Genomic DNA, 22,011 nt, shown 5'->3' with positions numbered 1-22,011 from the left:
GGCCCTACAGCAGGCCGTGGTCCCTGGCGTAGAGCGCGGCCTGGGCACGGCCGCGCAGGCCGAGGCGGGTGAGGATGCGCGAGATGTGGTTCTTGACGGTGCCCTCGCTGAGGTAGAGCTGAGCCGCGATCTCGCGGTTGGTGGCCCCGGCGGCGACGAGCCGCAGGATCTCGATCTCGCGGGCGGTGGGCGAACCGGCCGGTTCCGGTTCCGCGCGGGGCCGTGGTGGTGGCCCGGCCGCGAGGCGCCGGGCCACCACCGGGTCGAGCTGGGCCACGCCCCGGTGGGCGAGCCGTACGGCGTCGGCGAGTTCGGCCGCGGGCAGGCTCTTGAGGAGGTAGCCGACGGCCCCGGCCCGCAGGGCGCGCACGACGTACTCCTCGTCGTCGAACGTGGTGAGCATGACGACCTTGCAGGCGGGAGCGCGACCGTGGACGGCGGCGACGGCCGTGACGCCGTCCATGCCCGGCATGCGTACGTCCATCAGGATCACGTCGGGCGTCAGCGAGAGCGCGGCGTCCACCGCCCCGGCGCCGTCGGCGGCCGTGCCGATCACGTGGATGCCGGGCTGGATGCCGAGCAGGGACGCGATGCCCTCGCGGACCAGCTCCTGGTCGTCGACGACCAGGACGCGTACGGCCTCGGAGACTTCGGGGTCGGGGGAGTTCATCAGGTGCGTCCGGTCGGCGCCGGTGGGTCCGGGATGTCCGCCGTGCCCGGCCCCGGCTCCGGCACCGCCTCCGCGGCCGACGGCACCCGTGGCACCGTCGCCGTGAACGTCGTGCCCCCGCCGGGCGTGCCGCGCACGCGCAGCTCGCCGCCGAGCGGCTGAAGCCGTTCGCGCAGGCCGCGCAGCCCGACGCCGGGGACGGTCCGGGCGGCGGCGGAGGCGGGCAGTCCGCGGCCGTCGTCGGTCACGGTCAGCCGCGCTTCGGCCGGTCCGTACTCCACGCCGAGGTGGACGTGCGCCGCGTCCGCGTGGCGGCGGGCGTTCGTCAGGGCCTCCTGGGCGGCGCGGTACAGCGCGGTCAACTGGACATCTCCGTATGCCGATTCCTCGCCCGTGACGTCGAGGGTGAGGTGGGGCCCGCCGCCGCCGGCCGCGTGCCGGACCAGGTCCCAGAGCGCGCCCGACAGGGAGAACGGCTCCGGCTCGTCCCGCAGGGCCCGCACCGACCGGCGGGCCTCCTCCAGGGCGCGCCGCGCCGACCAGCGGGCCGCGGCCAGGGCCCGATCGGACTCCGCCCGGTCGAGGTCGCGGAACGCCTCCGCCTTCTCCACCTGCACGGCGATGGCCGTGAGGTGGTGGCCGATGCTGTCGTGGATCTCGCGGGCGAGCCGGTTGCGCTCCTCGGCCGTGGACAGTTCGGCGACCCGGGCGGCGTACGCGCGCAACCGGCGGTGGGAGGCGGAGAGTTCACGCACCGTCGACTCCAGGCGCCACCGGGCGTCCTGCTCCCCCGTCGCGACGGCCGCCATCGACACGGTGAGCGTCAGGACGAGGGCGAACATCAGCAGGTCGGAGATCGCTTCGGCGTCCGTGTACCAGCCGTCGGCGGTCACCGCGTACCGGCCGAGCAGCGCGCCCGCGCAGCCCGCGCCGAGGACGAGGCTCGCGCGCCGCCCGAGGGCGAAGTACGCCGTGAACGGCACCAGGACGAACAACGCCCGGGAAAGGCCCGCGCTGTCGCAGGAGGCCACCGCGGCGAAGAGGCCCACGCGCGCGACGAGCACGCCCACCGCGAGGGCGCGCGAGGCGCCCGACCGCCGGTGGCGCCACCGCTCCGCCGCGTCCAGGGCGAACAGCGCGCCCAGCGCCGCGACGAACCCGGCGGCGCGCACGGGCGGTTGGGGCTCGTCCCCGACGAGGTCGTAGTACACGCCCGCGAAGAGCACGGCCGTGTAGAGCACGGAGGACACCCAGGGCGGCGCGTGGGCCGGTCGCGTCGGCGACGGCTCCCGAGGGTGCCACGGTGTGGTCGTCATCCGCCCCTCCCCCGCATCCGCCCCTGCCCACGGACGGCGTGCGGACGACGGTACTGGGGGCGGGCCGCGGCCCACGACCCCTCGGCGGCTCCTCGTCGGGCTCTGGCCGTTCGGCACGTGTCCCTCGGCAGGGCGCGGGCCGGGAGCGTGCCCGCCGCTCTGGCCTTCCGGCACTGACGGCCGCCCCCGGCCGCCCCCTACGGTCGCCCTGCCCCTCCGCCGTCGCGGCCGGGCCCACCACGAGACAGGGAGCCTCGCGCATGATCCGTCACCTGGCCGCCACCACCGCGGCGCTGCTCCTCGCGACGCTCGTCCCCGCCGCCACGGCCGCGCCGCCGCCCGGCGCCTGCCCCGGCGAGGGGCTGCGCGTCCCCGGCGCCGAGAAGACCGTCGCCGCCTGCCTCGGCGATCTCACCACGGCCGGTACGGTCGCCTCCGGCCACACCGACCCGGCGGACTGGGCGGGCCTGGTGGCGCCCGGCACCCGCGGCCCTTCGGGCGTGCCCGGCGTCCAGCTCGACGGCTACTTCCCGGACTCCTCGCGCACGAACGGCACGCACGGCTGGGACCACGACAGCCAGTTCGTGATCCGTCTGCCCGAGCATTGGAACGGCGGCCTCGTCGTGGCCGGGCCGCCCGGCGTCCGGGAGCAGTACGCCAACGACCGCACCATCGCCGATCACGTCCTGGCGCGGGGCTACGCCTTCGCCGCCACCGACAAGGGCAACACCGGTCCCGCGCTGTACCGCGACGGCGTACGCCCCGGAGACGCCATCGCGGAGTGGCATCGGCGCCTGGCCCAGCTGACGGTCGCGGCCCAGCGGGTCGCGGCGCGGCACTACGGCCGCGCGCCCCGGCGCACGTACGCGGCGGGCATGTCCATGGGCGGCTACCTGGTGCGCTGGCAGCTGGAGAACGTCCCGTGGCTGTACGACGGCGGGCTCGACTGGGAGGGCGTCCTGCTGACCCGGGACGCGCCGAACCTCCTCACGACGCTGCCGCCCGCGCTGCGCGCCTACCCGCGGCTCCGCGCGGGCGAGCCGGGCGCACGCGAGGCGATGGCGGCCGCGGGGTACCCGCCGGAGTCCGAACCCCTGTGGGACACGCACTACACGGCGCAGTGGGACACCCTCCAGCGCCTGCTCCGCGAGGAGGTCGACCCCGGCTACGACGGCGCCGCCGAGGCCGGGACGCCGTTCTGCCCCGAGGGCACCGGCCGGGGCTGCGACACGGACTACGACTACGCGGCGCGCCCGCGCGCGGTGCACGACACCGTGGGCAGGCTCGCGCTGACCGGCCGCATCGCACGCCCGCTCCTGACCGTGCACGGCACCCTCGACGCCCTGGTCCCCATCGGCCCCGGCTCCGACACCTACGCGCGGCTCGTCGACAACGCCCGGCGCGGCCCGCTCCACCGCTCCTACCGCATCACCGGCGGCACCCACACGGACGGCCTGTACGGCGCGCACCCGGGCCTCGTCCGCCCCCTGCTGCCGTGCGCGCGCGACGCCTTCGACGCGCTGACGGCCTGGGTGGAGAGCGGTACGGCGCCCCCGCGCAGCCGTACGGTGCCGCGCCCCGCCGGCGATCCGGTGCACACGTGCGCGCTCTGAGCCCGGCGCCCGCCCCCGCACCCCGGCGCCCGCTCGGACCGGCGCGCTCGGGCCTGCCCGCTCCGACCGGCCCGCTCTGCCGGGAGCAGAACCCGTACGCCCCCGGCGAAGAGCGCTCGCTCCCGAGGGCACGCCGTCCCTACCGTCACCGCATGAACCAGATCGAGATCATCGAACTCAAGCCCCGGCTCCACCTGTTCCGCTTCCCCGTCGGCCAGGCCTATCTGTGGCGCGACGGCGACGAGCTGACCCTCGTGGACGCGGGTCCCCCGGGCGCGGGAGCGGTCATCGCCGAGGCGATCGAGGGTCTCGGGCTCCGCACCCGCGACGTACGGCGCGTCGTGACGACGCACTTCCACAGCGACCACGTGGGCGGCGCGGGCGAGTTCGCGGCCGTCACCGGGGCCACGGTGTTCGCGCACCACCTGGACGCGCCCATGGTGCGCGGCGAGGTCCCGGGCCCGGCACCGGTCCTGGAGGACTGGGAGGTGCCGCTCTTCACCGAGACGTCGAAGAGCGTGCCGAAGCCGACCGAGCAGCGGGTGTACGCCGCCGAGCCGCAAGAGGTGACGGACGGCGACGTCCTGCCCTTCGGCGGCGGCGCCCACGTGGTCGGCGCGCCCGGGCACACCCGGGGCAGCATCGCCCTGCATCTGCCGGAGCACGGCGTCCTGTTCACCGGCGACGCCATCGCGAACGCCCCCGAGACGGGGGTGCTCCTCGGCGTCTTCAACCAGGACGCGGGGCAGGCCGTCGCCTCCTTCCACCGGCTCGTCGCCCTGGAATCGGACATGGCGTGTTTCGGTCATGGCGACCCGGTCCTCGCGGACGCGTCAGCGGTGCTGCGGGCGGCGGCGGCACGGTATGCGACGGCCTGACACCGGCTGGGCGGGGCGGGCGGGGGCGGCGGCCCTCAGCGGCCGACGACCCTCTCCGCCCGTTCCAGGGCCGCGCTTTGCAGACGCGTGAGCTCGGCGAGCAGCGCGCGGTCCTTTCCCGGCAGGGAAGCGACGAGCGCCCGTCGGCCCGCCAAAGCGGACTCGGGCAGCCGCATTTTAAGCGCGCATTCGCCGTCCGCAACGGCAATGGCGCGCTCTTTCCACCGGAACGCGTCGTTCGCCTTCAGCTGCGCATTCTTCCGGCCGGAATTCCCGTACGCGTCCGCCAGGCTCTTCCGTGCCTTTTCGGGAGTCGGAAAGGGATGGCCGCGCTCCGTCATGCACACGCGCCAGCCGGTGAGTGCCGAGACATAACCGGGCTGCCGGGGCACCTGGGCATCAAGGCGACCGTTGAGCGCCTGCGGCACGTAGTACATGCGCGCCCAGGAGACGACGTCGCCGGTGAGCCGGCGGCGCGCCTCGGCGCCGCAGCCCCGATCGGCCACCCGCACCGTGCCCATGCCCGTCTCCACCTCCTTCTTGACGCCGGGCGGCCCGGAGAAGGCCAGGTCGAAGCGGCGCCGCCGGTCCTCGTCGAGGCCGGTGTAGTAGGGCGCGGGCGGCTGCCCGGCGGCCGGCGGCCGGGCCGCGATGCCGTAGCCGTACCGCTTGCGGCGGTCCAGGTCGACCAGGGCCTTCGCGTCGTCGAACGCCTCGGGCAGCGGGGCCCGCGCGGCGGGGTAGGCGAAACCCGCGCGCTTCATGCACCGGTGGACCAGTTCGTTCACGGCCGTGTCCAGGGTCTGCTGTGTGCGGGGCCAGGTGCCGGAGCGGGTGACCATGTCGACGGCCGCGGCGGGCAGCCGCCCGGCGGACGGCGTCCGCTCCGGCCGCGCGGCGGCCGGCCCGGCGGGCTCGGAGCCCGAGCAGCCCGCCAGACCGGCCAGCGCGGCCACCAGGAGGCACACGGCTCGTGGTGGCCGGTGCGTCACCTCGGCGTGCACCAGTGGTTGGAGCTGATGGCGTCGTTGAACGCCGGGTCGTTGTAGCCGACCGGCGGCGCCGCCGCGAAGTTCGGCACCTCGTCGTCCCGGCCCAGGCTGTGGTAGCGCCCGGTGTAGTTGAAGCCCGTCCAGAAGTAGACGGTGCAGCTGCGGCCGCGGTTGGCGATGGAGCTGATGCAGTCGTTCCAGGTGCCGCTCGGGCACTGAGCCTTCGGGAAGGCCCGGAAGTTCGGGTTGTTCCCCGCGACGTGCCCCGGGCGCCCGCCGTAGTTGATGTCCACCCAGAAGCAAGCGTCACCGGCACCGCACTCGAGGGCCGCGGCCTCGCTCCCGCCTCCCGAGGAGTCCCCCGCCGACGCCGGAACCGCCGCGAGACCGCCGAGCATCAGCGCCGACGAGGCAACGGCCACACCGATTTTCCTGCGCATCTTTCCCCCTTCGACCGTGGTGGTCCGGCACGTTCTCCGTACCGGACTTCGTGCCGAAAAGAGCCTCCTGCATTCACCCGGCCGACTGGTAGAAGTGTGCGCCTGGACGCAAAGACCGCGGTACGAGGCGGTGTCGTCGCACGCGCCGCCGGAAGAACCACTCCGATGAGAAGTGCGCCGATGAGTACGGGGAATCGGAATGCTCAGGATTCATTTCACTTCCGACGATCTGGCACGCACCCGTTTCACCCGGGAACCGGATCCGATGTGGGAGTTGAACATCAGCCTCCACCGGTTCCAGCGCCGGGACACCTCCGTGCTCTTCGGCCCCTGGCGCAGACAGGTGGCGCCGTCCCTGCCCGCTGCGACGCGGCTGCTCGCCGCCCTCTCCCCGGCGCGCGGCTACACCTGCGACTTCCTCACGCCCCGGACCGGCGAGGACCTGGCCGCCCAGACGGAGGCGCTGCGGTCCACCCCACGCCGGCGATTGCGCACGGAGCTCGACACCTTCGAGCGGGTGAACCCGGGGACACGGCTGCCCGCGTGGACGGCGGAGCTGGCCACGGGCTCGGCACCGCTGCTCGGCCGGCTCGCCGACACCGCGCACGCGTACTTCGACGCCGGTCTGCGCCCGTACTGGCACACCGTCCAGGACGCGGTGCGCCGCGACGTGATGCTGCGTGCCAGACAGCTGGCCCACGGCGGCTGGGCAGCCGTCCTCGACACCCTGCACGCCTCCGCGCGCTGGGAGTACCCGGTGCTCAGCCTGGACTTCCCCGTCGAGCAGGAGCTGCGTCTGGCGGGCCGCGGGCTGCTGCTCCAGCCCTCCTTCTTCTGCCGCTACGGCCCCACCGCCCTCTTCGACCCCAGCCTCGAACCCGTCCTCGTCCACCCCGTCGAGCACCGCCCCGGCTGGGAGCGCCCGCGCCCGGGCGCCCCGGCCCTGCGGTCGCTGACCGCGCTCCTCGGCCGGGCCCGGGCGCTCCTGCTCGAAGCCGCGGCCGACGGCACGTTCACCACCACGGAACTGGCCCGGCAGACCGGTCTGACACCGTCCAACGCCAGTCGGCACCTCACGGCGCTGCGCGAGGCCGCCCTCGTCTCCAGCCGTCGGCACCGCAACACGACGCTGCACACGGTCACGGCCCTCGGTGTGTCGCTCCTCGACGGCTGCCGTCCGTCGCTGCCCGCCTGACCGGGCCGCGGGCGCTCGCGCCCGCGCGGGCTCAGTCGCCCACCGGCACCCCGGCCTCCAGGTACAGCGGGACGCCCCGCTCCCGGGCGCGCAGGGCCCAGCGCAGCCGCTCGTAGCGCACCGGCGGCAGCAGCCGGGCGGCCTCCTCCTCGGTGACGAAGCGCCAGTCGCGCAGCTCGGGCCCCGGCAGCAGCAGGCGCTCGGCGTCGGCGCGGGCGAGGATGCCGCCGTCGAAGAGGAAGCGCATCCCGCCGTAGCCGGGCGGCAGCGGCGGCTCCCAGTCGGCGACGAGGAGCCGCGGCGTGCCGGTGAGCCGGATGCCGGTCTCCTCCGCGACCTCGCGCACGCCGGCGCGGGCGGGCGCCTCGCCGCGCTCCACGACCCCGCCGGGGAACTCCCAGCCCGCCTTGTACGTCGGGTCGACGAGCAGCACCCGGTCCCGCTCGTCGAAGAGCAGCACGCCCGCGGCCAGGGTCTCGGCGGTGGGCTGGGGGGTCTGCACGATCTCGCAGACGGGGGCGGCTCCGGTGCGCACCGCCTCGGCGATGTGCTCGGCCGTCTCGTACGGCGTCAGGGCGCTGGTGTCGACGCGGTGCGCGTCCGCCCCCAGCCAGGCGGCGAGCGCGGCACGGAAGGGCTCGATGTGGTCGAACGACCATTGGCGAATGCGCAGTTCGCCATCGGGCAGGTCCTGGGGGATTTCGCGGTCGGCTATGCGTTCGCGCAGGATCGTTTCGTCCGGGGTGAGCAGTACATGGCGTATCGGTATCCGCCGCGAGGCGAGCCCGCCGAATATCTCGTCCCGGTACTCCTGGCGCAGGAGTGTCATCGGCACCACGAGGACCCCGCCGAGCTCGGCGAGCAGCCCGGCCGCCGTGTCCACCACGAGGCGCCGCCAGATCGGCAGGTCCTGGAAGTCGCTCACCTCCGCGAGTCGCTTGGCGGGCAGCAGTTGCGGCAGGGCGCCGCCGATGACCTCGGGGTCGAAGAGCGCACTGTTCGGGATCAGCTCGATCAGTTCCCGCGCGGTGGATGTCTTCCCCGCCCCGAAAGCCCCATTTATCCAGACGATCACGTTTCCCCCTCTTCTGTTGGCCCCCAGTGGCTTGCCCGCAACACACTGCCACGGAAACCAGCACCTGATGACGGCCGCCGACGCCAGACCAAAAGCCGCCAGATCATGTCAAGTCTCTCGCGGCAACTTCGCCCCATCGAGTGACAGCGCCACCCCACGAATCGTTCCCGCACTGCGGCGCGGGGTCCGGCCCGCTAGCGTGATCCGCAAGGCACCCCGGCCCCTGGTGACCTCCTCATTCCGGTTGCTTCACCACTCCCGCCCCGGCCTCGCACATCGGCCGGCGCCGGCCCTGGGGGGATTAGTGCATCAGGACGAACTGCGCGAATTCGCGTGCGAGATTCCGGACTTACCGCCTCGGGTGTACGAGTCCGGCGACAGTGTCGTAGTGGAACTGCGCGGCGAGATCGACCTCGTGGGCTTCCAGCGGGCGGCGCCCGTACTCGATCCGGTCACCGGGGGCTCCGCGGAGACCGTCGTCATCGACCTGACCCAGGCCACGTTCATCGACTGCTCGGGCCTCACCCTGCTCATGCGGGCGCGGCGCCGCCTCGCGTCGAGGGGCGCCGCGCTCCGGGTCGTCTGCCGCGATCCCATGACGCTGCGCGTCATGGGCATCACCGGTCTGCGGGTGGCCCTCGCGCCGGTGGCGTCGGTGCGGGAGGCGCTGGGGCAGCCGGAGCCCGATACGTAGCCGCCGGCCGGGGCGGGGGCGGCCCGAAGCCGCCCCCGCCCGGTCAGGGCCGAGCGTCAGGACTGGGGACGCTTCCCGTGGTTGGCCGCGTGCTTGCGGCGGGCCTTCTTCTTGCGGCGTCGCTTCGAGGACATGCGTGCTCCTCTCCCTGCCGAGCGCCGGGTGAGCCTTCGCGGATCCGGCGGACGGCCCGGCGTGTGATCCAGGGCGTCCCTCCACCGTGGCACACCCCTGCCCCACCCGCGATTCGCCGCCTCCTGGGACCCGGCAGCCGCGCACGCCCCTGGGATGCCTCAGCCCACGTAGCAGGCGTCCTGGCCACCGGGCGCGACCGGCACCGGCGCGTTGATGATCTCGTCCAGACGCGCACGGGCCGCCAGGAGACCGGCGACAGCCTCGTCGATGCGCTCGCGCTCCCTGGCGAGGTCCGGCAGCATGCCGGAGCAGCCGGGGGCGAGGACCTTGCCGTCGTCGACCATGCAGGGCAGCAGCTCCGCGATGGTGGCGGTGCTGAGCCCCGCGGCCAGCAGGACGCGGATGCCACGCACCGTGACCACGTCCTCCTCCGTGTACTCGCGGTACCCGCTGGGACGCCCCACGGGAGCGAGCAGCCCCTGCTCCTCGTAGTAGCGCAGCAGCCGTTGACTCACACCGGTCCGCCGGGAGAACTCACCCATGCGCATGTGATCACCACCACGTCCCGTCGCCTCCCGCATCGATTGACTCTCACATCGATGTGAGAGAGCAGTCTAGGCCGCATGACGAACCACGCATCAACTGCCACGACTTCCCCGGCCCCCGTCACCGTCGTCGGCCTCGGCCCCATGGGCCTGGTCCTCGCCGAAGTCCTGCTGGCCAAGGGCCATCCCACGACCGTCTGGAACCGCACGCCGGAGCGGGCGAGCGGCCTCGTCGCCCAGGGCGCCTCGCTCGCCGCGAGCATCACGGACGCGGTCTCCGCGAGCCCCGTCACGATCATGTGCCTCAACAACTACGCCACGATGTACGAGGTGTTCGGGCCCGCCCGGGAAGCCCTGCGGGACCGGGTCCTGGTGAACCTCAACTCCGGTACGCCACAGGAGGTCCGCGCCGCGGTCTCCTGGGCCTCCGACCTCGGCACCCGCTATCTCGACGGCGCCATCATGGTGCCGCCGCCGCTGGTCGGACGGCCCGACGCGGTGTTCCTCTACAGCGGCGACCGCGCCGTCCTCGACGAGCACCGGGCGACGCTCGCGAGCCTGGGCGACCCGCGCTTCCTCGGCGCGGACCCGACGCTCGCGGTGCTGTACAACACGGCCCTCCTGCACATGATGTACGCGACCCTCAACGGCTATCTGCAGGCCACCGCCCTGGTCGGCTCGGCGGGCGTCTCCGCGACCGAGTTCGCCGACATCGCGCTCGGCTGGTTCGCGCCCTCGGTCCTCGCCCCGTCCTCCCTCGCCGCGCACGCCGTCGATCTGGACAAGGGCAACTACCCGGGCACGCTCGGCACGTTGCGGATGAACGTGAACGCCCTTGAGCACATCGCCCGCGCCGCCGAGGAGCAGGGCGTGCACTCCGAGCTCCCCCACCTGATGCGCGAGGTCGCCGAGCGCGCGGTCGCCCAGGGACACGGGGACCACAACTACATGTCGGTCTACGAGGCCTTCAAGCAGCCCTCCCCCGCTTCCTGAGCGGCGCCCGACGGCGGGGACACGGGACCGCCACGCCCGGAGAAACGCTTCCTCAGGCCGGCGGGACGTTCGTGGTAATCGTGGAGGTCCAGTCGTCGAGAGGGGTGTCATGGCTGAGGAGCCTGTGCCGGCCCGGTTGGGCGTGGAGATGCGCGACGCCACGTTCCCCGACGGGACGAAGGGTGTGATCACGGTCAAGGCGGGCCTGCCGCAGGACGAGGTGGACGCGGTCGCGGCGCGGATCTGGGCCGAGACCCCCGCCAGGGCCGACGCCGGCCACGGACCGACCTGACCGCCGGTTCACGAGTTCAGACGGCGGACCCGGACCGTCAGCCCCTCGGGGCTGCTCAACCGCACCACGGGCCGACCGTTCTCCTCGGACCGGGTGACGGCGTCCGGGCCACTGTCCCGACCGCGCGCGACCACACCGTCCAGATCGTCGACACCGACGACGACTTCCCACCGGGGCGTGGTCGCGGCGGGTCCGTGTACGCCCACGAAGTCGACGCGGTCGAGCCGGGCGCCCGTCGTCTCCCCGTAGAAGCGCCGGGCCCGGTCCGGCTGGTCGCATGCCAGGACCATGCGCTGCGGGGCGCTCCCGAGGCCGGGCGGGTGCTCCCACCCGGCGAACTGGTACGGCTGCCACAGGGAGTAGGCGGCACCCATCGGATCGACCAACGTCGCCATGCGGCCCTGGCCGCCCGCGTCGAAGGGCGGGACCACGAGCGAGGCCCCGTTCGCCGTCGCCGCTCCGGTGCGGCGGTCGACGTCGTCGACCGCCAGGTAGTGGGCGATGTGCGCGGGCGTCCCCGGGGGATAGACCGGATCGGCGAGGTCGCTCACACCGCCGATCCGGTGCCCGCCGACAAAGATCCTGGTGGCCCGGCGCCAGTCCTCCTCGTCCACCTCGAAGCGCCAGCCCAGCACCTTTGAGAAGAAGGCGGCGGTGCCGGACAGGTCGCGGGTCTTGAGGTCCATCCAGCAGAACGCGGTCCGTGAACCCAGTCGGGTGGTCATCCAGTGCTCCTTGTCGTCCAGATGCTGGGTATCGAATGCCCGGACGGCTCGGCAAGCGGATTTCGGTGCGGTACGGGGTCAGCCCCTCGTCGGTGTCAGCTCCTCGTCGGTGGCCGGTCTTCGCCGTCCGGTGCGGCCATGCGGTCGTCGATGGTGATGGCGACGGGCTGACCGGCCGGGTGGGGTGGGGCTGCGAGGGAGCGCACGGTGTCGGCGACGCGCTCATAGAGGTGATGGGCGATCGCCACGGTGCCGGGATCGACGCCTGAGGTGTGTCGCGTGGCGTCGAGACTGGTGAGGACGGCGACGAGGCTGAGGCCGGAGACGTCGACGGTGACGGTGCCCTTCTCCTCGCGGACGGCGCCGGGGATGTGGAAGTGCCGGTCCTGTCCCGCGTGTTCGACGAGGAACGCCCAGGTGTCGCGGTGGACTTCGAGCTTGGCGGAGGAGATGCCGGCGGCCTTGCGGAGGAGGCCGGTGTGGCCGTCGCCGCTCTCGCCCGCGGGGGCGGCGTCGTGGGCGTCGACCTTGGGCGGTGCGGGCTCGGCGTGCCGGACGGGCGCGGGCCCGGCCGCCGGGGGCTCCGCGACGGGCCTGTCGCGGCCCGGTTCGCTGATGGCGGCGATGGCGGCGCGGACGGCGACGAGTTCGGTGCTGATGCGGATGAGCGGGTCGCGGATCGTGTCGTTGCAGCGGTCCAGGCCGTCGCGCACCACGGCCCGGATCTCGGCGAGGCCGCGGCTGATGGCCGCGTTGGCGTCCTGCCTCGCCTGGTCGGCGGCGCGCTCCTGGGCGTCGGCGCGCTGCCGCAGCTCGCCGAGTTCCCGGAGGATCTGGTGCAGCAGGTCGCTGTGGTCGGGCGCCTTGCGGAAGATCGTCACGTGCCCCCCTGGCTCGTTGGTCGAAGTGCACAGCCTCGGACCTGACCCGGGCCCCAACAAGCACCCGAACCGGACACGGGGCGCGCCGTCGGCTCGGCCCGCCTCAGCCCTTGCTGGACCCCAGTGTCAGTCCCGCGATGAAGTGGCGTTGGAGGAGGAGGAACACCAGGATCGTCGGGAGGGCGACCAGGATCGAGCCTGCCGCGAGGAGGTTGTAGTCGGTGAAGAACTGGCCGCGGAGGTTGTTCAGGGACGAGGTGATGGGGAGCTTGTCGGGGTTGGAGATGAAGATGAGGGCCCAGAGGAAGTCGTTGTAGATCCAGGTGAATTCGAGGGTGGCGAGCGCCGCCAGGGCCGGGCGGCACAGCGGGAGCGTGATGCGCCAGAACTGGGTCCACACCCCGGCCCCGTCGACCACCGCGGCCTCCAGGATCTCCTTGGGCAGGGTGCGCATGAACTGGGAGAGGACGAAGACGCAGAACCCCACCTGGAAGCCGATGTTGACGAGGATGACCGCCCAGTACGAGTCGTAGAGGGTCATCGAGTCGGACATCCACCAGGGCAGGTCGATCTTCAGGAAGAGGACGTAGAGCGGGGTCACCAGGACCTGCGGCGGGAGCAGATTGCCCGCGGTGAAGAACATGAGCAGCGCGAGGCCGCCGCGGATGTTCAGCCGGGAGACCGCGAAGGCGACGAAGGCCGCGAGGAACAGCGTGACGATCACCGCGGGCACGGCGATGATCAGCGTGTTGGTGAAGTACGTGCCCATGCCGGAGGCGGTGTAGGCCTCGCGGTAGTAGTCCAGGGACAGCTTGTCCGGCCAGGAGAAGTAGCCGTCCCTGGCGGTCTCCTCGTACGGGCGCAGACTGGTGTAGACGGCGAGCAGCAGCGGTGCGACGAACGCCAGGCACACCGCGGACAGGAAGATGTGGACGCCGTATCGGCCCCGGCGCGGACGGCGGTCCGGTGCGGTGCCCGGGGCGATCGGCGTCACGTCGCCGGCCCGTGTCGTGGACTTCAGGTCCGCGGTCATCTCTCGCGCGCTCCTCTCAGCTCCTGGACCAGGAACACGACGACGAAGCCCAGCGAGACGCTGAGCAGCACGACCGCGATGGCCGAGCCGAATCCGATGCGGCTCGCCTCCCCGATGATGTTGTCGGTGATGAGTACGGAGAGCAGTTCCAGGCCGTTGCGGCCCTTGTTCACCGCGTAGACGATGTCGAAGGCGCGCAGCGCTTCGATGACCGTGATGACGCCCACGACGACGTTGACGGGGCGCAGGGTGGGAAAGGTGATCCGGAAGAAGGTCTGGCGTTCGTTCGCGCCGTCGATCGCCGCGGCTTCCTTCAGCTCGGGGTCGACGGATTTCAGTCCGGCCAGGTAGAGGATCATCACGTAGCCGACGTGCCGCCAGCTCGCGGCGAGCATCATCATCCACAGGTTGACGCTGGAGTCGCCGAGCCAGTCGACGGGGTCCTGTTCGTTGCCGATGATGGTGTTGACGACGCCCTGGTCGGTGCCGAGCAGCAGTTGTGCCATGAAGCCGACGACGGCGAGCGAGAGCACGACCGGCATGTAGAGCACGGACTGGTAGAAGCGGCTGAAGCGGATGCCCCGGTCGACGAGGACCGCGAGGAGGAGCCCGAAGGGCGTCGCGACGAGTCCGAGGAAGGCGATCCACAGCAGGTTGTGGCGGACGGCGGGCCAGAACGCGGGATAGTCCTGGACCAGGTTCTCGTAGTTGTCCCCGCCCACCCAGTGGATGTCCCCGATGCCGTCCCAGGAGGTGAAGGACAGGCCGACGGAAGCGAGGGCGGGCCCCCAGACGATGACGACGTCCAGCAGGACGGGTATGCCCAAGAGCGCGCCGAGAACGACGATGTCGCGGCGGGTGAAGCGCCGCGTCGTACGCCGTCCGGCGCGCCGCGCGGTGTTCTGCGGCACGGAGTGCGCTCCCCCCTGATTCAGCTCACAGTGACGGTTCAGCTCGCGGACGCGGAGAAGATGTCCTTCTTCTGCCGTTCGATCCTGTTGCAGAGGCCGTCGACGTCCTTGGGGTTGTCGATGAAGTCCTGCAGCGCCTTGATCATGACGGTCTGGGCGAAGTCGGGGCGGGTGTCGCGGTCCAGGAACTGGGAGATCTGCCGGGCCTCGGCGACCAGTGCGGCGGATTTCTTCTGCAGCGGGCTGTACTTGCTGGTGTCCGCGTCCTCGTTGACGGCGACGTTGTTCGGATCGCCTTTGAGGTAGGCGTCCTCGGCCTCCGCGGTGCCGAGCCACTTCATGAAGTCCTTGGCGCCTTCCACGTTCCTCGACTTCTTCGGGATGAGGAATCCGTCGATGGGGGCCTCCACGGCGTCCCGGCCGAACTGCGGGTCGATCTCGGGGAAGGGGAAGAAGTCGATGTCGTCGCGCTCGTTCTCGGGGAACTGGGAGCCGGGGTGCGGCATGCCGAACACGGCCATGCCGGTCCTGCGGCGCTGAAGGCCCTGTCCGGCCTCCTCCCAGGTCCGGCCGAGGGCGCCCTTCTGGTAGTACGGCATGAGTTCGCGCCACAGGTCGAAGACCTGCTTGACCTTCCGGTCGGTCCACGCCTCCTCGCCCGCCATCAGGCTCTTGTGGAAGTCGTATCCGTTGAGCCGCAGGTCGATGTAGTCGAACGTGCCCATCGCGGGCCAGCCGTCCTTGTCGCAGAAGGCGACGGGAATGCCGTCCTTGTGCATCCTCTTGGCGAGGGCGATGAACTGGTCCCAGTTGCCCGCCTGTTCGTATCCCTGCTTCTCGAAGAGGCTCTTCCGGTGGAAGACGGCCCACGGGTAGTAGTAGTACGGCACGAAGTACTGCTCGCCGTCGTGCGTGGACTGGTCCTTCAGCGCCTTCGAGAAGCCCCGGAAGCCCTTCCACACGTCGCTGATCTCGACCAGCAGGCCCTTCTCCGCGAAGTACTGCATGCGGTATCCGGCGAACCACATGAAGACGTTGTCGGGCGATCCCTGTAGATAGCGCGTGATGTTCTGCTGGAATTCGTTGTGCTCTGTGGTGTTGACCTCGACCCGCTTGCCGCTTTCCTTCTCGTACGCCTTGAAGGCCTGTGCGAAGGCCTCCTTGGGGACGGCGTCCGACGCGTTGGAGCCCACCGTCACTTCGTTCTTGTTTCCGCCGGGTCCGTCGCCGCAGGCGGTGAGCAGGGCCGGGAGCGTCACCGCCCCGGCACCGAGGGCCGTACCGCGCAGGACGTTCCGGCGGGACATCGGATGTCCCTTCGCATTCCGTGGGCCGGTCCGCCCATGGGACCCGGTGCAATCTGACGGTGTCATGTCCCCCTCCTCGGGGTGCAACCCAACACAACCGAACGCGAGGGTTGGATCTCACCCCCAAGAGCCCCCGCCGTCAAGGGTTCTGACGCGAGCTGCTCGAACCGTTACCCCTCCTCTTCCAACAGACTTCAACACGCTCTACCGTAAGCGCGCACGAGTGACACATACATGGAGACATCCCATCTTCCGCGAGTACGGAGGAACGTAACGATGCGTCACCTTCCCACCCGCACATCCCGCCGAAGAGTGGTCGGATCCCTCACCGCGGCGTTGCTCTGCGCGGCGGGGCTCGCCTCGCCCGCCGTGGCGGGCGCGGCGCCGGACCCGGAGGCCGCGCGGCCCGCGGGCGCCGCCGGACCCCGCCTTCCCGACGGCCTCGCGCCGACCCCGCCGATGGGCTTCAACAACTGGAACGCCACCCACTGCCGCGCCGAGTTCGACGAGGCGATGGTCAAGGGGATCGCCGACATCTTCGTCTCCAAGGGCCTCAAGGAAGCGGGCTACCAGTACGTCAACCTCGACGACTGCTGGGCCCTGCCGCAGCGCGACGCGAACGGCAAGCTCGTGCCCGACCCCAAGAGGTTCCCGGGCGGCATCAAGGCCGTCGCCGACTACGTGCACGGCAAGGGCCTCAAGCTCGGCATCTACACCAGCGCGGGCACCAAGACCTGCAACCAGGCGGGCTTCCCCGGAGCGCTCGGCCACGAGCGCGGCGACGCCCAGCAGTTCGCGGAGTGGGGCGTCGACTACCTCAAGTACGACAACTGCAACAACCAGGGAGTCGACGCCAAGAAGCGGTACGTCGCCATGCGCGACGCCCTCCGGGCCGCGTCCCAGAGCACGGGGCGCCCCATCGTCTACAGCATCTGCGAGTGGGGCGAGAACAAGCCCTGGGAGTGGGCGTCCGACGTCGGCCATCTGTGGCGCACGACGGGTGACATCAGCGACAACTGGGGCTCGATGCTCTCCATCATGAAGCGGAACCTGCCGCTCGCGCGCTACGCGGGACCCGGCCGCTGGAACGACCCGGACATGCTCGAAGTCGGCAACGGCGGCATGACCGACACCGAGTACCGCACGCACTTCTCCATGTGGTCGATCATGGCCGCGCCCCTGCTCATCGGCTCCGACCTGCGCAAGGCCTCGCCGCAGACGTTCGAGATCCTCGGCAACAAGGAAGTCGTCGCCGTCGACCAGGACCCGCTCGGCAAGCAGGGCACGGTCATCTCGTCCGCCGGCGGACGGTGGGTCGTGGCCAAGGAGATGAAGGACGGCAGCCGCGCGGTCGCGCTGTTCAACGAGACCGGAAGGCCTCAGCGCGTCGCCACGACGGCGAAGGCCGTCGGCCTGCCGCAGGCCTCCGGCTACACGCTGCGCGACCTGTGGAAGCACGAGAGCTTCCACACCGCGGGCACCATCTCCGCGACCGTGCCCGCGCACGGCACCGTCCTGGTGCGCGTCAGCGCCGACGGCACCTGGGCCGACAAGCCCCCGGCCGTCGAACTCGGCCTCGACGGCGGCGCGTTGGTGGAAGCGGGCAAGCCCGACAGGCTCACCACCCGCGTCACCAACCTCGGCCGCACCCCCGCACGCCACGTCGGCGCGCGCCTCACCGGACCCCCGGGCTGGCAGGTCAAGGCGACGTCACCCGCGAGCGCGGCGGCCCTGCCCACCGGCAAGGCCCTCACCACCTCCTGGACCGTGACGGCTCCCGAGGGCACCCCGACCGGCGCGTACCCGCTCGACCTCAGGGCGAGCTACCGCGCCCCGGGCGGCGGCCTGGTCGAGAGCGCGCTGCCGCTGACGGCCCAGGTGGTCGTCGCACCGCCCGCGGGCCGCTCCGCGCTGAGCGATCTGCCGTGGATCTCCACCACCAACGGCTGGGGCCCCGTGGAGAAGGACACCAGCAACGGCGAGAGCCGGGCGGGCGACGGCAACCCGCTCACCATCGACGGCAAGGTGTTCGCCAAGGGGCTCGGCGTCCACGCGGAGAGCGATGTCGCCTACTACGCGGGCGGTGCCTGCGAGCGGCTGACCGCGCGGGTCGGCGTCGACGACGAGAAGCTCCTCAAGGGCACCGTCGCCTTCGAGGTCTGGGCGGACGGGAAGAAGGCCGCGTCGACCGGCGTCCTCACCAACCAGCTGCCCGCGCAAGGGCTCTCCGCCGACGTCGGCGGCGCCGAGGTGGTGCGCCTCGTCGTCACCGACGGCGGCGACGGCATCGACTCCGACCACGCGGACTGGGCGGAGCCGGTGCTCAGCTGCTGAGCGGGCCGCCACGCGGCCGGGGCGCGGGCCTCGACGCACCGGAGCCCCGGTCGCGCCGCACGGGCGCCGCCGGGGCTGCGGTCCGCTCAGCCGTTGACGGCGGACCGCAGCCGCGGCACCGCCGGATCGGGGAAGGCGCGCAGCGCGGCCGCCGCCGCGCCCACCAGGCCCGCGTCCGTGCCCATCAGGGCCGGGGCGACCGTCAGTTGCCGTACGAAGGACAGCGCGGCGTAGTCCCGCAGGGCGCGGCGCAGCGGCGCGAACAGGACGTCGCCCGCCATCGCCACGCCCCCGCCGATCACCGCGATGTCGATCTCGACGAGCGTGGCGGTCGCGGCGATGCCCGCGGCGAGCGCCTGGGCGGCCCGGTCGAAGGACGCCGTGGCGACCGGGTCGCCCGCGCGGGCCGCCATGGCCACGGCCGCCGCCGAGGTGTCGCCGTCCGGGCCCGGCCGCCAGCCCGCATCCAGGGCGCGCCGGGCGATGTTCGGACCGCTCGCTATCCGCTCGACGCAGCCGCGGGCGCCGCAGGGACACGGATCGCCGTCCAGGTCGACGCAGATGTGGCCGATGTGGCCCGCGTTGCCGGTGGGGCCGGGGTGCAGCGAGCCGCCCAGGACCAGGCCGCCGCCGACGCCGGTGGACACCACCATGCACAGGGCGTTGTCGTGGCCCCGGGCTGCGCCCTGCCAGTGCTCGGCGGCCGTCATCGCCACGCCGTCGCCCACCAGCTCCACCGGCAGGCCGTGCGTGGCGGCGCGCACCCGCTCCACCAGGGGATAGCCGCGCCAGCCGGGCACGTTGACGGGGCTGACCGTGCCCGCGGAGGCGTCCACGGGGCCCGCGCTGCCGATCCCGACCGCGCGCACCTGGGCCCACGGCTCCCCGGCCGCGAGCTCGCCGAGCACGTCCTCGACCGCCCGCATCACGGTGTCGCCGTCCTCGCGCGCGGGCGTCGGGCGCTGGGTGCGCAGCAGGATCCGGCCGCGGTCGTCCACCAGGGCTCCGGCGATCTTGGTGCCGCCGATGTCGAGTGCGGCGACGAGGTCCGTGGGCATCACTGTCAGATCTCCTGGTGAAAGGGCAGGCCGGAGAGTGCGGGGGGACAGTCTCTCGCGCTTCTGACAACGTTGTCCAGGTTCTATGCCCGAAGCCACACGGCGGGACCGCTCGCCCACCGCCGGAACCGTGGCCCCCGCCCCGGCAGCGCCTGACGCTACCCCCGGGTAAACACCGGACATCCCACCCCCCGTATACATAGTGGACGTCAAATGGGCCCCGCACACGGTGGAAACCCGAACTTCCGCACGCGGACGGGCCTCATTTGCGCAGACTGGATCCGCGACCCGCGCAGCACAGCCCCGTAGTGGACGACAGACAGGACAGCGCACCGTGGCAGAGACCGCCCGCACCCCCGTCTCCCACCGACGCCCCGACGGCGGTCCGGACCCCGCGGACCCCAGGAGCCGCTACGGCAACCGGCCGACCATGAAGGACGTCGCCGCCCGCGCGGGCGTGGGCCTCAAGACCGTCTCCCGCGTCGTGAACGGCGAGCCGGGCGTCACGCCCGACACCGAGCGCCGCGTCCAGGAGGCCATCGACGCCCTCGGCTTCCGGCGCAACGACAGCGCGCGGGTCCTGCGCAAGGGCCGCACGGCCAGCATCGGCCTCGTCCTTGAAGACCTGGCCGACCCGTTCTACGGCCCGCTGAGCCGCGCGGTCGAGGAGGTGGCGCGGGCGCACGGGGCGCTGCTCATCAACGGTTCGAGCGCCGAAGACCCGGACCGCGAGCAGGAGTTGGTGCTGGCGCTGTGCGCGCGGCGCGTCGACGGTCTCGTCGTGATCCCCGCGGGCGACGACCACCGCTATCTGGAGCCGGAGATCGCCGCGGGCGTCGCCACGGTGTTCGTGGACCGGCCGCCGGGGCGGATCGACGCGGACGTGGTGCTCTCCGACAGCTTCGGCGGCGCGCGGGACGGCGTCGCGCACCTCATCGCGCACGGCCACCGCCGCATCGGCTTCATCGGCGACCAGCCGCGCATCCACACCGCCATAGAGCGCCTGCGGGGGTACCGCACGGCGATGGCGGAGGCGGGCATCGAGGTCGACGAGTCCTGGGTGTCCCTCGGTCTGACGCACCCCGAGCGCGTGGCCCGCGCGGCCGAGACGATGCTGGCGGGCCCGGCCCCGGTCACCGCGATCTTCGCGGGCAACAACCGTGTGACGGTCACGGTCGTCCGCGTCCTCGCGGGTCTGACCCGCCCGGTGGCCCTGGTCGGCTTCGACGACATCGAGCTGGCCGACCTGCTGCGGCCGGGAGTCACGGTGGTCGCCCAGGACGCGGCCCAGCTCGGCCGCACGGCGGCGGAGCGCCTCTTCCGTCAGCTGGACGGAGCGTCGGGACCGCCGGAGCGGGTGGAACTGCCGACGCGCCTGATCACCCGGGGCTCGGGGGAGCTGGCGCCCGCGGACTGAGCGCGGCGGGCTGTTCGCCGGGGGCGGGCGGGCGCCCCCGGCGCGGGAAGCGGTGGAGCGCCCGCGGGCGCTACTTGGCCGACGGGGTGAGGTCGCCCCGGCGCGGCCCCGCGTACGTCTGGAGCCCGGCCAGGGTGAGCCCGGTGAGCCGGGTGACCTCGGCGGTGTCGAGCGCGCCGCAGTCCAGGCCGCGCAGCAGGTACCCGGCCAGCGCCTTGGCGGTGGCGGGCTCGTCCGCGATGTCGCCCGTGGTGCGGTTGGCGTACGCGGCGAGGCGGGCGGCGGCCTGCTCGAAGCCCTCGCGGTAGAACGCGAACACGGCGGCGTAGCGGGTCGGGATGTGGCCGGGGTGCATGTCCCAGCCCTGGTAGTAGGCGCGGGCCAGGGCGCGCCGGGTGAGGCCGTAGTGCAGGCGCCAGGCGTCGTGGACCTTCGCCGTGGGGCCGACCGGCAGGACGTTGGTGGAGCCGTCGGAGACGCGCACGCCCGTGCCCGCCGCCGCGACCTGCATGATCGCCTTGGCGTGGTCGGCGGCGGGGTGGTCGCTCGCCTGGTACGCGGCGGACACGCCGAGGCAGGCGCTGTAGTCGAAGGTGCCGTAGTGCAGGCCGGTGGCGCGGCCCTCGGCGGCGTCGATCATGCGGGCGACGGTGGCGGTGCCGTCGGCGGCGAGGATCGACTGGCTGGTCTCGATCTGGATCTCGAAGCCGATCCGGCCGGGGGCGAGGCCGCGCGCCCTCTCGAACTCCTCCAGGAGCCGCACCATCGCGGTGACCTGCTGGGGATACGTCACCTTCGGCAGCGTCAGGACGAGCCCGTCGGGCAGACCGCCCGCCTCCATGAGGCCGGAGAGGAAGACGTCGAGGGTGCGGATGCCGCGGTCCCGCACGGCGGCCTCCATGCACTTCATGCGGATGCCCAGGTACGGGGCCGTGTTCCCGGCGGCGCCGTGCGCGTACGTCTCGGCGATCAGACGGGCCGCGCGCGCCGCGTGGGTGTCCTCATCGGCGTCCGTGCGCCCGCCGTAGCCGTCCTCGAAGTCGACGCGCAGGTCTTCAATGGGCTCGCGCTCCAGTTTGGCCCGCACGCGCGTGTAGACCGGCTCGGCGAGGTCGTCGGCGAGGCCGAGCACGGCGGCGAAGGACGCGGCGTCCGGCGCGTGCTCGTCAAGGGCGGCGAGGGCCCGGTCGCCCCAGGAGCGGATCGTGTCCGCGGCGAACTGCTCGCCGGGTACGTACACGGTGTGGACGGGCTGACGGGTGCCGGGGTCTCCGGGGTAGCGGCGCTCGAGCTCCTCGTCCACCGGCGTGAGCGAGGCGCTCACGCGCTCGCTCACGGCGCCCGCGAGACTCGTCGCCACCTTTTCCTGCTGCCCCATCCGTGCACCCTCCACCTTCATAGTGCGGCGTTCCGCGCTCACGGTGTTCCATGGCGAGTACGCTGGCGAACCGCCCCTCAGATCTTCCGCTTCACGGAATCAGGAATCCGTATGGCGAAGTTATCCGTG

General features: G+C 72.6%; 22 protein-coding genes. 8 read left to right on the top strand and 14 right to left on the bottom strand.

Annotation, left to right across the window (positions count from 1 at the left end):
• Positions 1-4: 4 nt before the first annotated feature.
• A complete protein-coding gene (locus CP982_RS37895) occupies positions 5-670 on the bottom strand; it encodes a response regulator (RefSeq protein WP_150514628.1) in 666 nt (221 codons plus the stop codon).
• Positions 670-1,986 carry a sensor histidine kinase gene (locus CP982_RS37890; RefSeq protein WP_150514627.1) on the bottom strand — a complete coding sequence of 439 codons (1,317 nt, stop codon included), beginning with the start codon at positions 1,984-1,986 and terminating at the stop codon, positions 670-672. The genes CP982_RS37895 and CP982_RS37890 overlap by 1 nt, the downstream gene beginning before the upstream one ends.
• Before the next feature lie 260 nt (positions 1,987-2,246).
• On the opposite strand from CP982_RS37890, the gene CP982_RS37885 reads away from it, so the two are divergent.
• Both CP982_RS37885 and CP982_RS37880 read left to right on the top strand, forming a co-directional pair.
• Positions 2,247-3,599: a tannase/feruloyl esterase family alpha/beta hydrolase gene (locus CP982_RS37885; protein ID WP_150514626.1), complete on the top strand. Its 1,353-nt coding sequence runs from the start codon at positions 2,247-2,249 to the stop codon at positions 3,597-3,599.
• Between the two features lie 161 nt (positions 3,600-3,760).
• Positions 3,761-4,477, top strand: coding sequence for an MBL fold metallo-hydrolase (locus CP982_RS37880; protein ID WP_150515927.1), 717 nt, complete (start codon positions 3,761-3,763; stop codon positions 4,475-4,477).
• 35 nt (positions 4,478-4,512) lie between these two features.
• Here the strand turns inward: CP982_RS37880 and CP982_RS41980 are convergent, their stop codons facing one another.
• Positions 4,513-5,481, bottom strand: coding sequence for a hypothetical protein (locus tag CP982_RS41980; protein ID WP_170316578.1), 969 nt, complete (start codon positions 5,479-5,481; stop codon positions 4,513-4,515).
• Complete coding sequence (locus CP982_RS37870) at positions 5,466-5,909, bottom strand: peptidase inhibitor family I36 protein (protein ID WP_150514625.1); 444 nt, start codon at positions 5,907-5,909, stop codon at positions 5,466-5,468. Before CP982_RS37870 ends, CP982_RS41980 begins: the two co-directional genes overlap by 16 nt.
• A gap of 274 nt (positions 5,910-6,183) precedes the next feature.
• Between CP982_RS37870 and CP982_RS37865 the strand changes: the two genes are divergently transcribed.
• The gene (locus CP982_RS37865) at positions 6,184-7,104 is read left to right on the top strand and encodes a helix-turn-helix domain-containing protein (protein ID WP_170316577.1); all 921 of its coding nucleotides are present in this window, start codon (positions 6,184-6,186) and stop codon (positions 7,102-7,104) included.
• A 31-nt stretch (positions 7,105-7,135) separates the two neighbouring features.
• Here the strand turns inward: CP982_RS37865 and CP982_RS37860 are convergent, their stop codons facing one another.
• Positions 7,136-8,179, bottom strand: a complete 1,044-nt coding sequence (locus CP982_RS37860) for an NUDIX hydrolase (protein WP_150514623.1) — start codon at positions 8,177-8,179, stop codon at positions 7,136-7,138.
• Here CP982_RS37860 and CP982_RS43045 point away from each other — a divergent pair.
• The gene (locus CP982_RS43045; protein WP_308294325.1) at positions 8,076-8,873 is read left to right on the top strand and encodes an STAS domain-containing protein; all 798 of its coding nucleotides are present in this window, start codon (positions 8,076-8,078) and stop codon (positions 8,871-8,873) included. The genes CP982_RS37860 and CP982_RS43045 overlap by 104 nt on opposite strands.
• Positions 8,874-8,929: 56 nt before the next feature.
• Here the strand turns inward: CP982_RS43045 and CP982_RS43345 are convergent, their stop codons facing one another.
• Positions 8,930-9,007: a 50S ribosomal protein bL37 gene (locus CP982_RS43345; protein WP_375256634.1), complete on the bottom strand. Its 78-nt coding sequence runs from the start codon at positions 9,005-9,007 to the stop codon at positions 8,930-8,932.
• Positions 9,008-9,166: 159 nt separating this feature from the next.
• Positions 9,167-9,556: a MerR family transcriptional regulator gene (locus CP982_RS37850; RefSeq protein WP_150514621.1), complete on the bottom strand. Its 390-nt coding sequence runs from the start codon at positions 9,554-9,556 to the stop codon at positions 9,167-9,169.
• Positions 9,557-9,631: 75 nt separating this feature from the next.
• Between CP982_RS37850 and CP982_RS37845 the strand changes: the two genes are divergently transcribed.
• Together CP982_RS37845 and CP982_RS37840 are read left to right on the top strand one after the other, a co-directional pair.
• Positions 9,632-10,546 (top strand): NAD(P)-dependent oxidoreductase, encoded by a 915-nt coding sequence (locus tag CP982_RS37845; protein WP_150514620.1) that lies wholly within the window; start codon positions 9,632-9,634, stop codon positions 10,544-10,546.
• Between the two features lie 109 nt (positions 10,547-10,655).
• A complete protein-coding gene (locus CP982_RS37840) occupies positions 10,656-10,838 on the top strand; it encodes a hypothetical protein (protein WP_150514619.1) in 183 nt (60 codons plus the stop codon).
• 8 nt (positions 10,839-10,846) lie between these two features.
• Here the strand turns inward: CP982_RS37840 and CP982_RS37835 are convergent, their stop codons facing one another.
• The 5 genes from CP982_RS37835 to CP982_RS37815 form a co-directional block, all read right to left on the bottom strand.
• Entirely contained in the window at positions 10,847-11,563 is a 717-nt protein-coding gene (locus CP982_RS37835) for a VOC family protein (protein WP_150514618.1), read from the bottom strand.
• Between the two features lie 95 nt (positions 11,564-11,658).
• Positions 11,659-12,444, bottom strand: coding sequence for a hypothetical protein (locus tag CP982_RS37830; RefSeq protein ID WP_150514617.1), 786 nt, complete (start codon positions 12,442-12,444; stop codon positions 11,659-11,661).
• A gap of 103 nt (positions 12,445-12,547) precedes the next feature.
• Positions 12,548-13,477 carry a carbohydrate ABC transporter permease gene (locus tag CP982_RS37825; RefSeq protein ID WP_150514616.1) on the bottom strand — a complete coding sequence of 310 codons (930 nt, stop codon included), beginning with the start codon at positions 13,475-13,477 and terminating at the stop codon, positions 12,548-12,550.
• On the bottom strand, positions 13,474-14,388 hold the full coding sequence (locus CP982_RS37820; protein WP_150514615.1) for a carbohydrate ABC transporter permease: 915 nt from the start codon (positions 14,386-14,388) through the stop codon (positions 13,474-13,476). Before CP982_RS37820 ends, CP982_RS37825 begins: the two co-directional genes overlap by 4 nt.
• 38 nt (positions 14,389-14,426) lie before the next feature.
• Positions 14,427-15,695 (bottom strand): ABC transporter substrate-binding protein, encoded by a 1,269-nt coding sequence (locus tag CP982_RS37815; RefSeq protein WP_150514614.1) that lies wholly within the window; start codon positions 15,693-15,695, stop codon positions 14,427-14,429.
• Positions 15,696-15,971: 276 nt separating this feature from the next.
• Between CP982_RS37815 and CP982_RS37810 the strand changes: the two genes are divergently transcribed.
• Entirely contained in the window at positions 15,972-18,029 is a 2,058-nt protein-coding gene (locus tag CP982_RS37810) for an NPCBM/NEW2 domain-containing protein (RefSeq protein ID WP_184924834.1), read from the top strand.
• An 86-nt stretch (positions 18,030-18,115) separates the two neighbouring features.
• Here the strand turns inward: CP982_RS37810 and CP982_RS37805 are convergent, their stop codons facing one another.
• Positions 18,116-19,087 carry an ROK family protein gene (locus tag CP982_RS37805; protein ID WP_150514612.1) on the bottom strand — a complete coding sequence of 324 codons (972 nt, stop codon included), beginning with the start codon at positions 19,085-19,087 and terminating at the stop codon, positions 18,116-18,118.
• 334 nt (positions 19,088-19,421) lie between these two features.
• Between CP982_RS37805 and CP982_RS37800 the strand changes: the two genes are divergently transcribed.
• Entirely contained in the window at positions 19,422-20,504 is a 1,083-nt protein-coding gene (locus CP982_RS37800) for a LacI family DNA-binding transcriptional regulator (protein ID WP_150514611.1), read from the top strand.
• Positions 20,505-20,574: 70 nt separating this feature from the next.
• Here the strand turns inward: CP982_RS37800 and CP982_RS37795 are convergent, their stop codons facing one another.
• A complete protein-coding gene (locus CP982_RS37795) occupies positions 20,575-21,882 on the bottom strand; it encodes a DUF6986 family protein (protein ID WP_150514610.1) in 1,308 nt (435 codons plus the stop codon).
• Positions 21,883-22,011: the final 129 nt, after the last annotated feature.

This window comes from Streptomyces spectabilis (assembly GCF_008704795.1).
GTDB lineage: Bacteria > Actinomycetota > Actinomycetes > Streptomycetales > Streptomycetaceae > Streptomyces > Streptomyces spectabilis.
This window is presented reverse-complemented; position numbering and strand designations above follow the sequence as displayed.

Bases quoted from the DNA above. Each gene is read 5' to 3' on its own strand.
- CP982_RS37895 (WP_150514628.1), bottom strand. From the start codon at position 670: ATGAACTCCCCCGACCCCGAAGTCTCCGAGGCCGTACGCGTCCTGGTC.
- CP982_RS37890 (WP_150514627.1), bottom strand. From the start codon at position 1,986: ATGACGACCACACCGTGGCACCCTCGGGAGCCGTCGCCGACGCGACCG.
- CP982_RS37885 (WP_150514626.1), top strand. From the start codon at position 2,247: ATGATCCGTCACCTGGCCGCCACCACCGCGGCGCTGCTCCTCGCGACG.
- CP982_RS37870 (WP_150514625.1), bottom strand. From the start codon at position 5,909: ATGCGCAGGAAAATCGGTGTGGCCGTTGCCTCGTCGGCGCTGATGCTC.
- CP982_RS43045 (WP_308294325.1), top strand. From the start codon at position 8,076: ATGACCTCGGGGTCGAAGAGCGCACTGTTCGGGATCAGCTCGATCAGT.
- CP982_RS43345 (WP_375256634.1), bottom strand. From the start codon at position 9,007: ATGTCCTCGAAGCGACGCCGCAAGAAGAAGGCCCGCCGCAAGCACGCG.
- CP982_RS37850 (WP_150514621.1), bottom strand. From the start codon at position 9,556: ATGCGCATGGGTGAGTTCTCCCGGCGGACCGGTGTGAGTCAACGGCTG.
- CP982_RS37845 (WP_150514620.1), top strand. From the start codon at position 9,632: ATGACGAACCACGCATCAACTGCCACGACTTCCCCGGCCCCCGTCACC.
- CP982_RS37840 (WP_150514619.1), top strand. From the start codon at position 10,656: ATGGCTGAGGAGCCTGTGCCGGCCCGGTTGGGCGTGGAGATGCGCGAC.
- CP982_RS37835 (WP_150514618.1), bottom strand. From the start codon at position 11,563: ATGACCACCCGACTGGGTTCACGGACCGCGTTCTGCTGGATGGACCTC.
- CP982_RS37825 (WP_150514616.1), bottom strand. From the start codon at position 13,477: ATGACCGCGGACCTGAAGTCCACGACACGGGCCGGCGACGTGACGCCG.
- CP982_RS37815 (WP_150514614.1), bottom strand. From the start codon at position 15,695: ATGTCCCGCCGGAACGTCCTGCGCGGTACGGCCCTCGGTGCCGGGGCG.
- CP982_RS37810 (WP_184924834.1), top strand. From the start codon at position 15,972: ATGCGTCACCTTCCCACCCGCACATCCCGCCGAAGAGTGGTCGGATCC.
- CP982_RS37805 (WP_150514612.1), bottom strand. From the start codon at position 19,087: ATGCCCACGGACCTCGTCGCCGCACTCGACATCGGCGGCACCAAGATC.
- CP982_RS37795 (WP_150514610.1), bottom strand. From the start codon at position 21,882: ATGGGGCAGCAGGAAAAGGTGGCGACGAGTCTCGCGGGCGCCGTGAGC.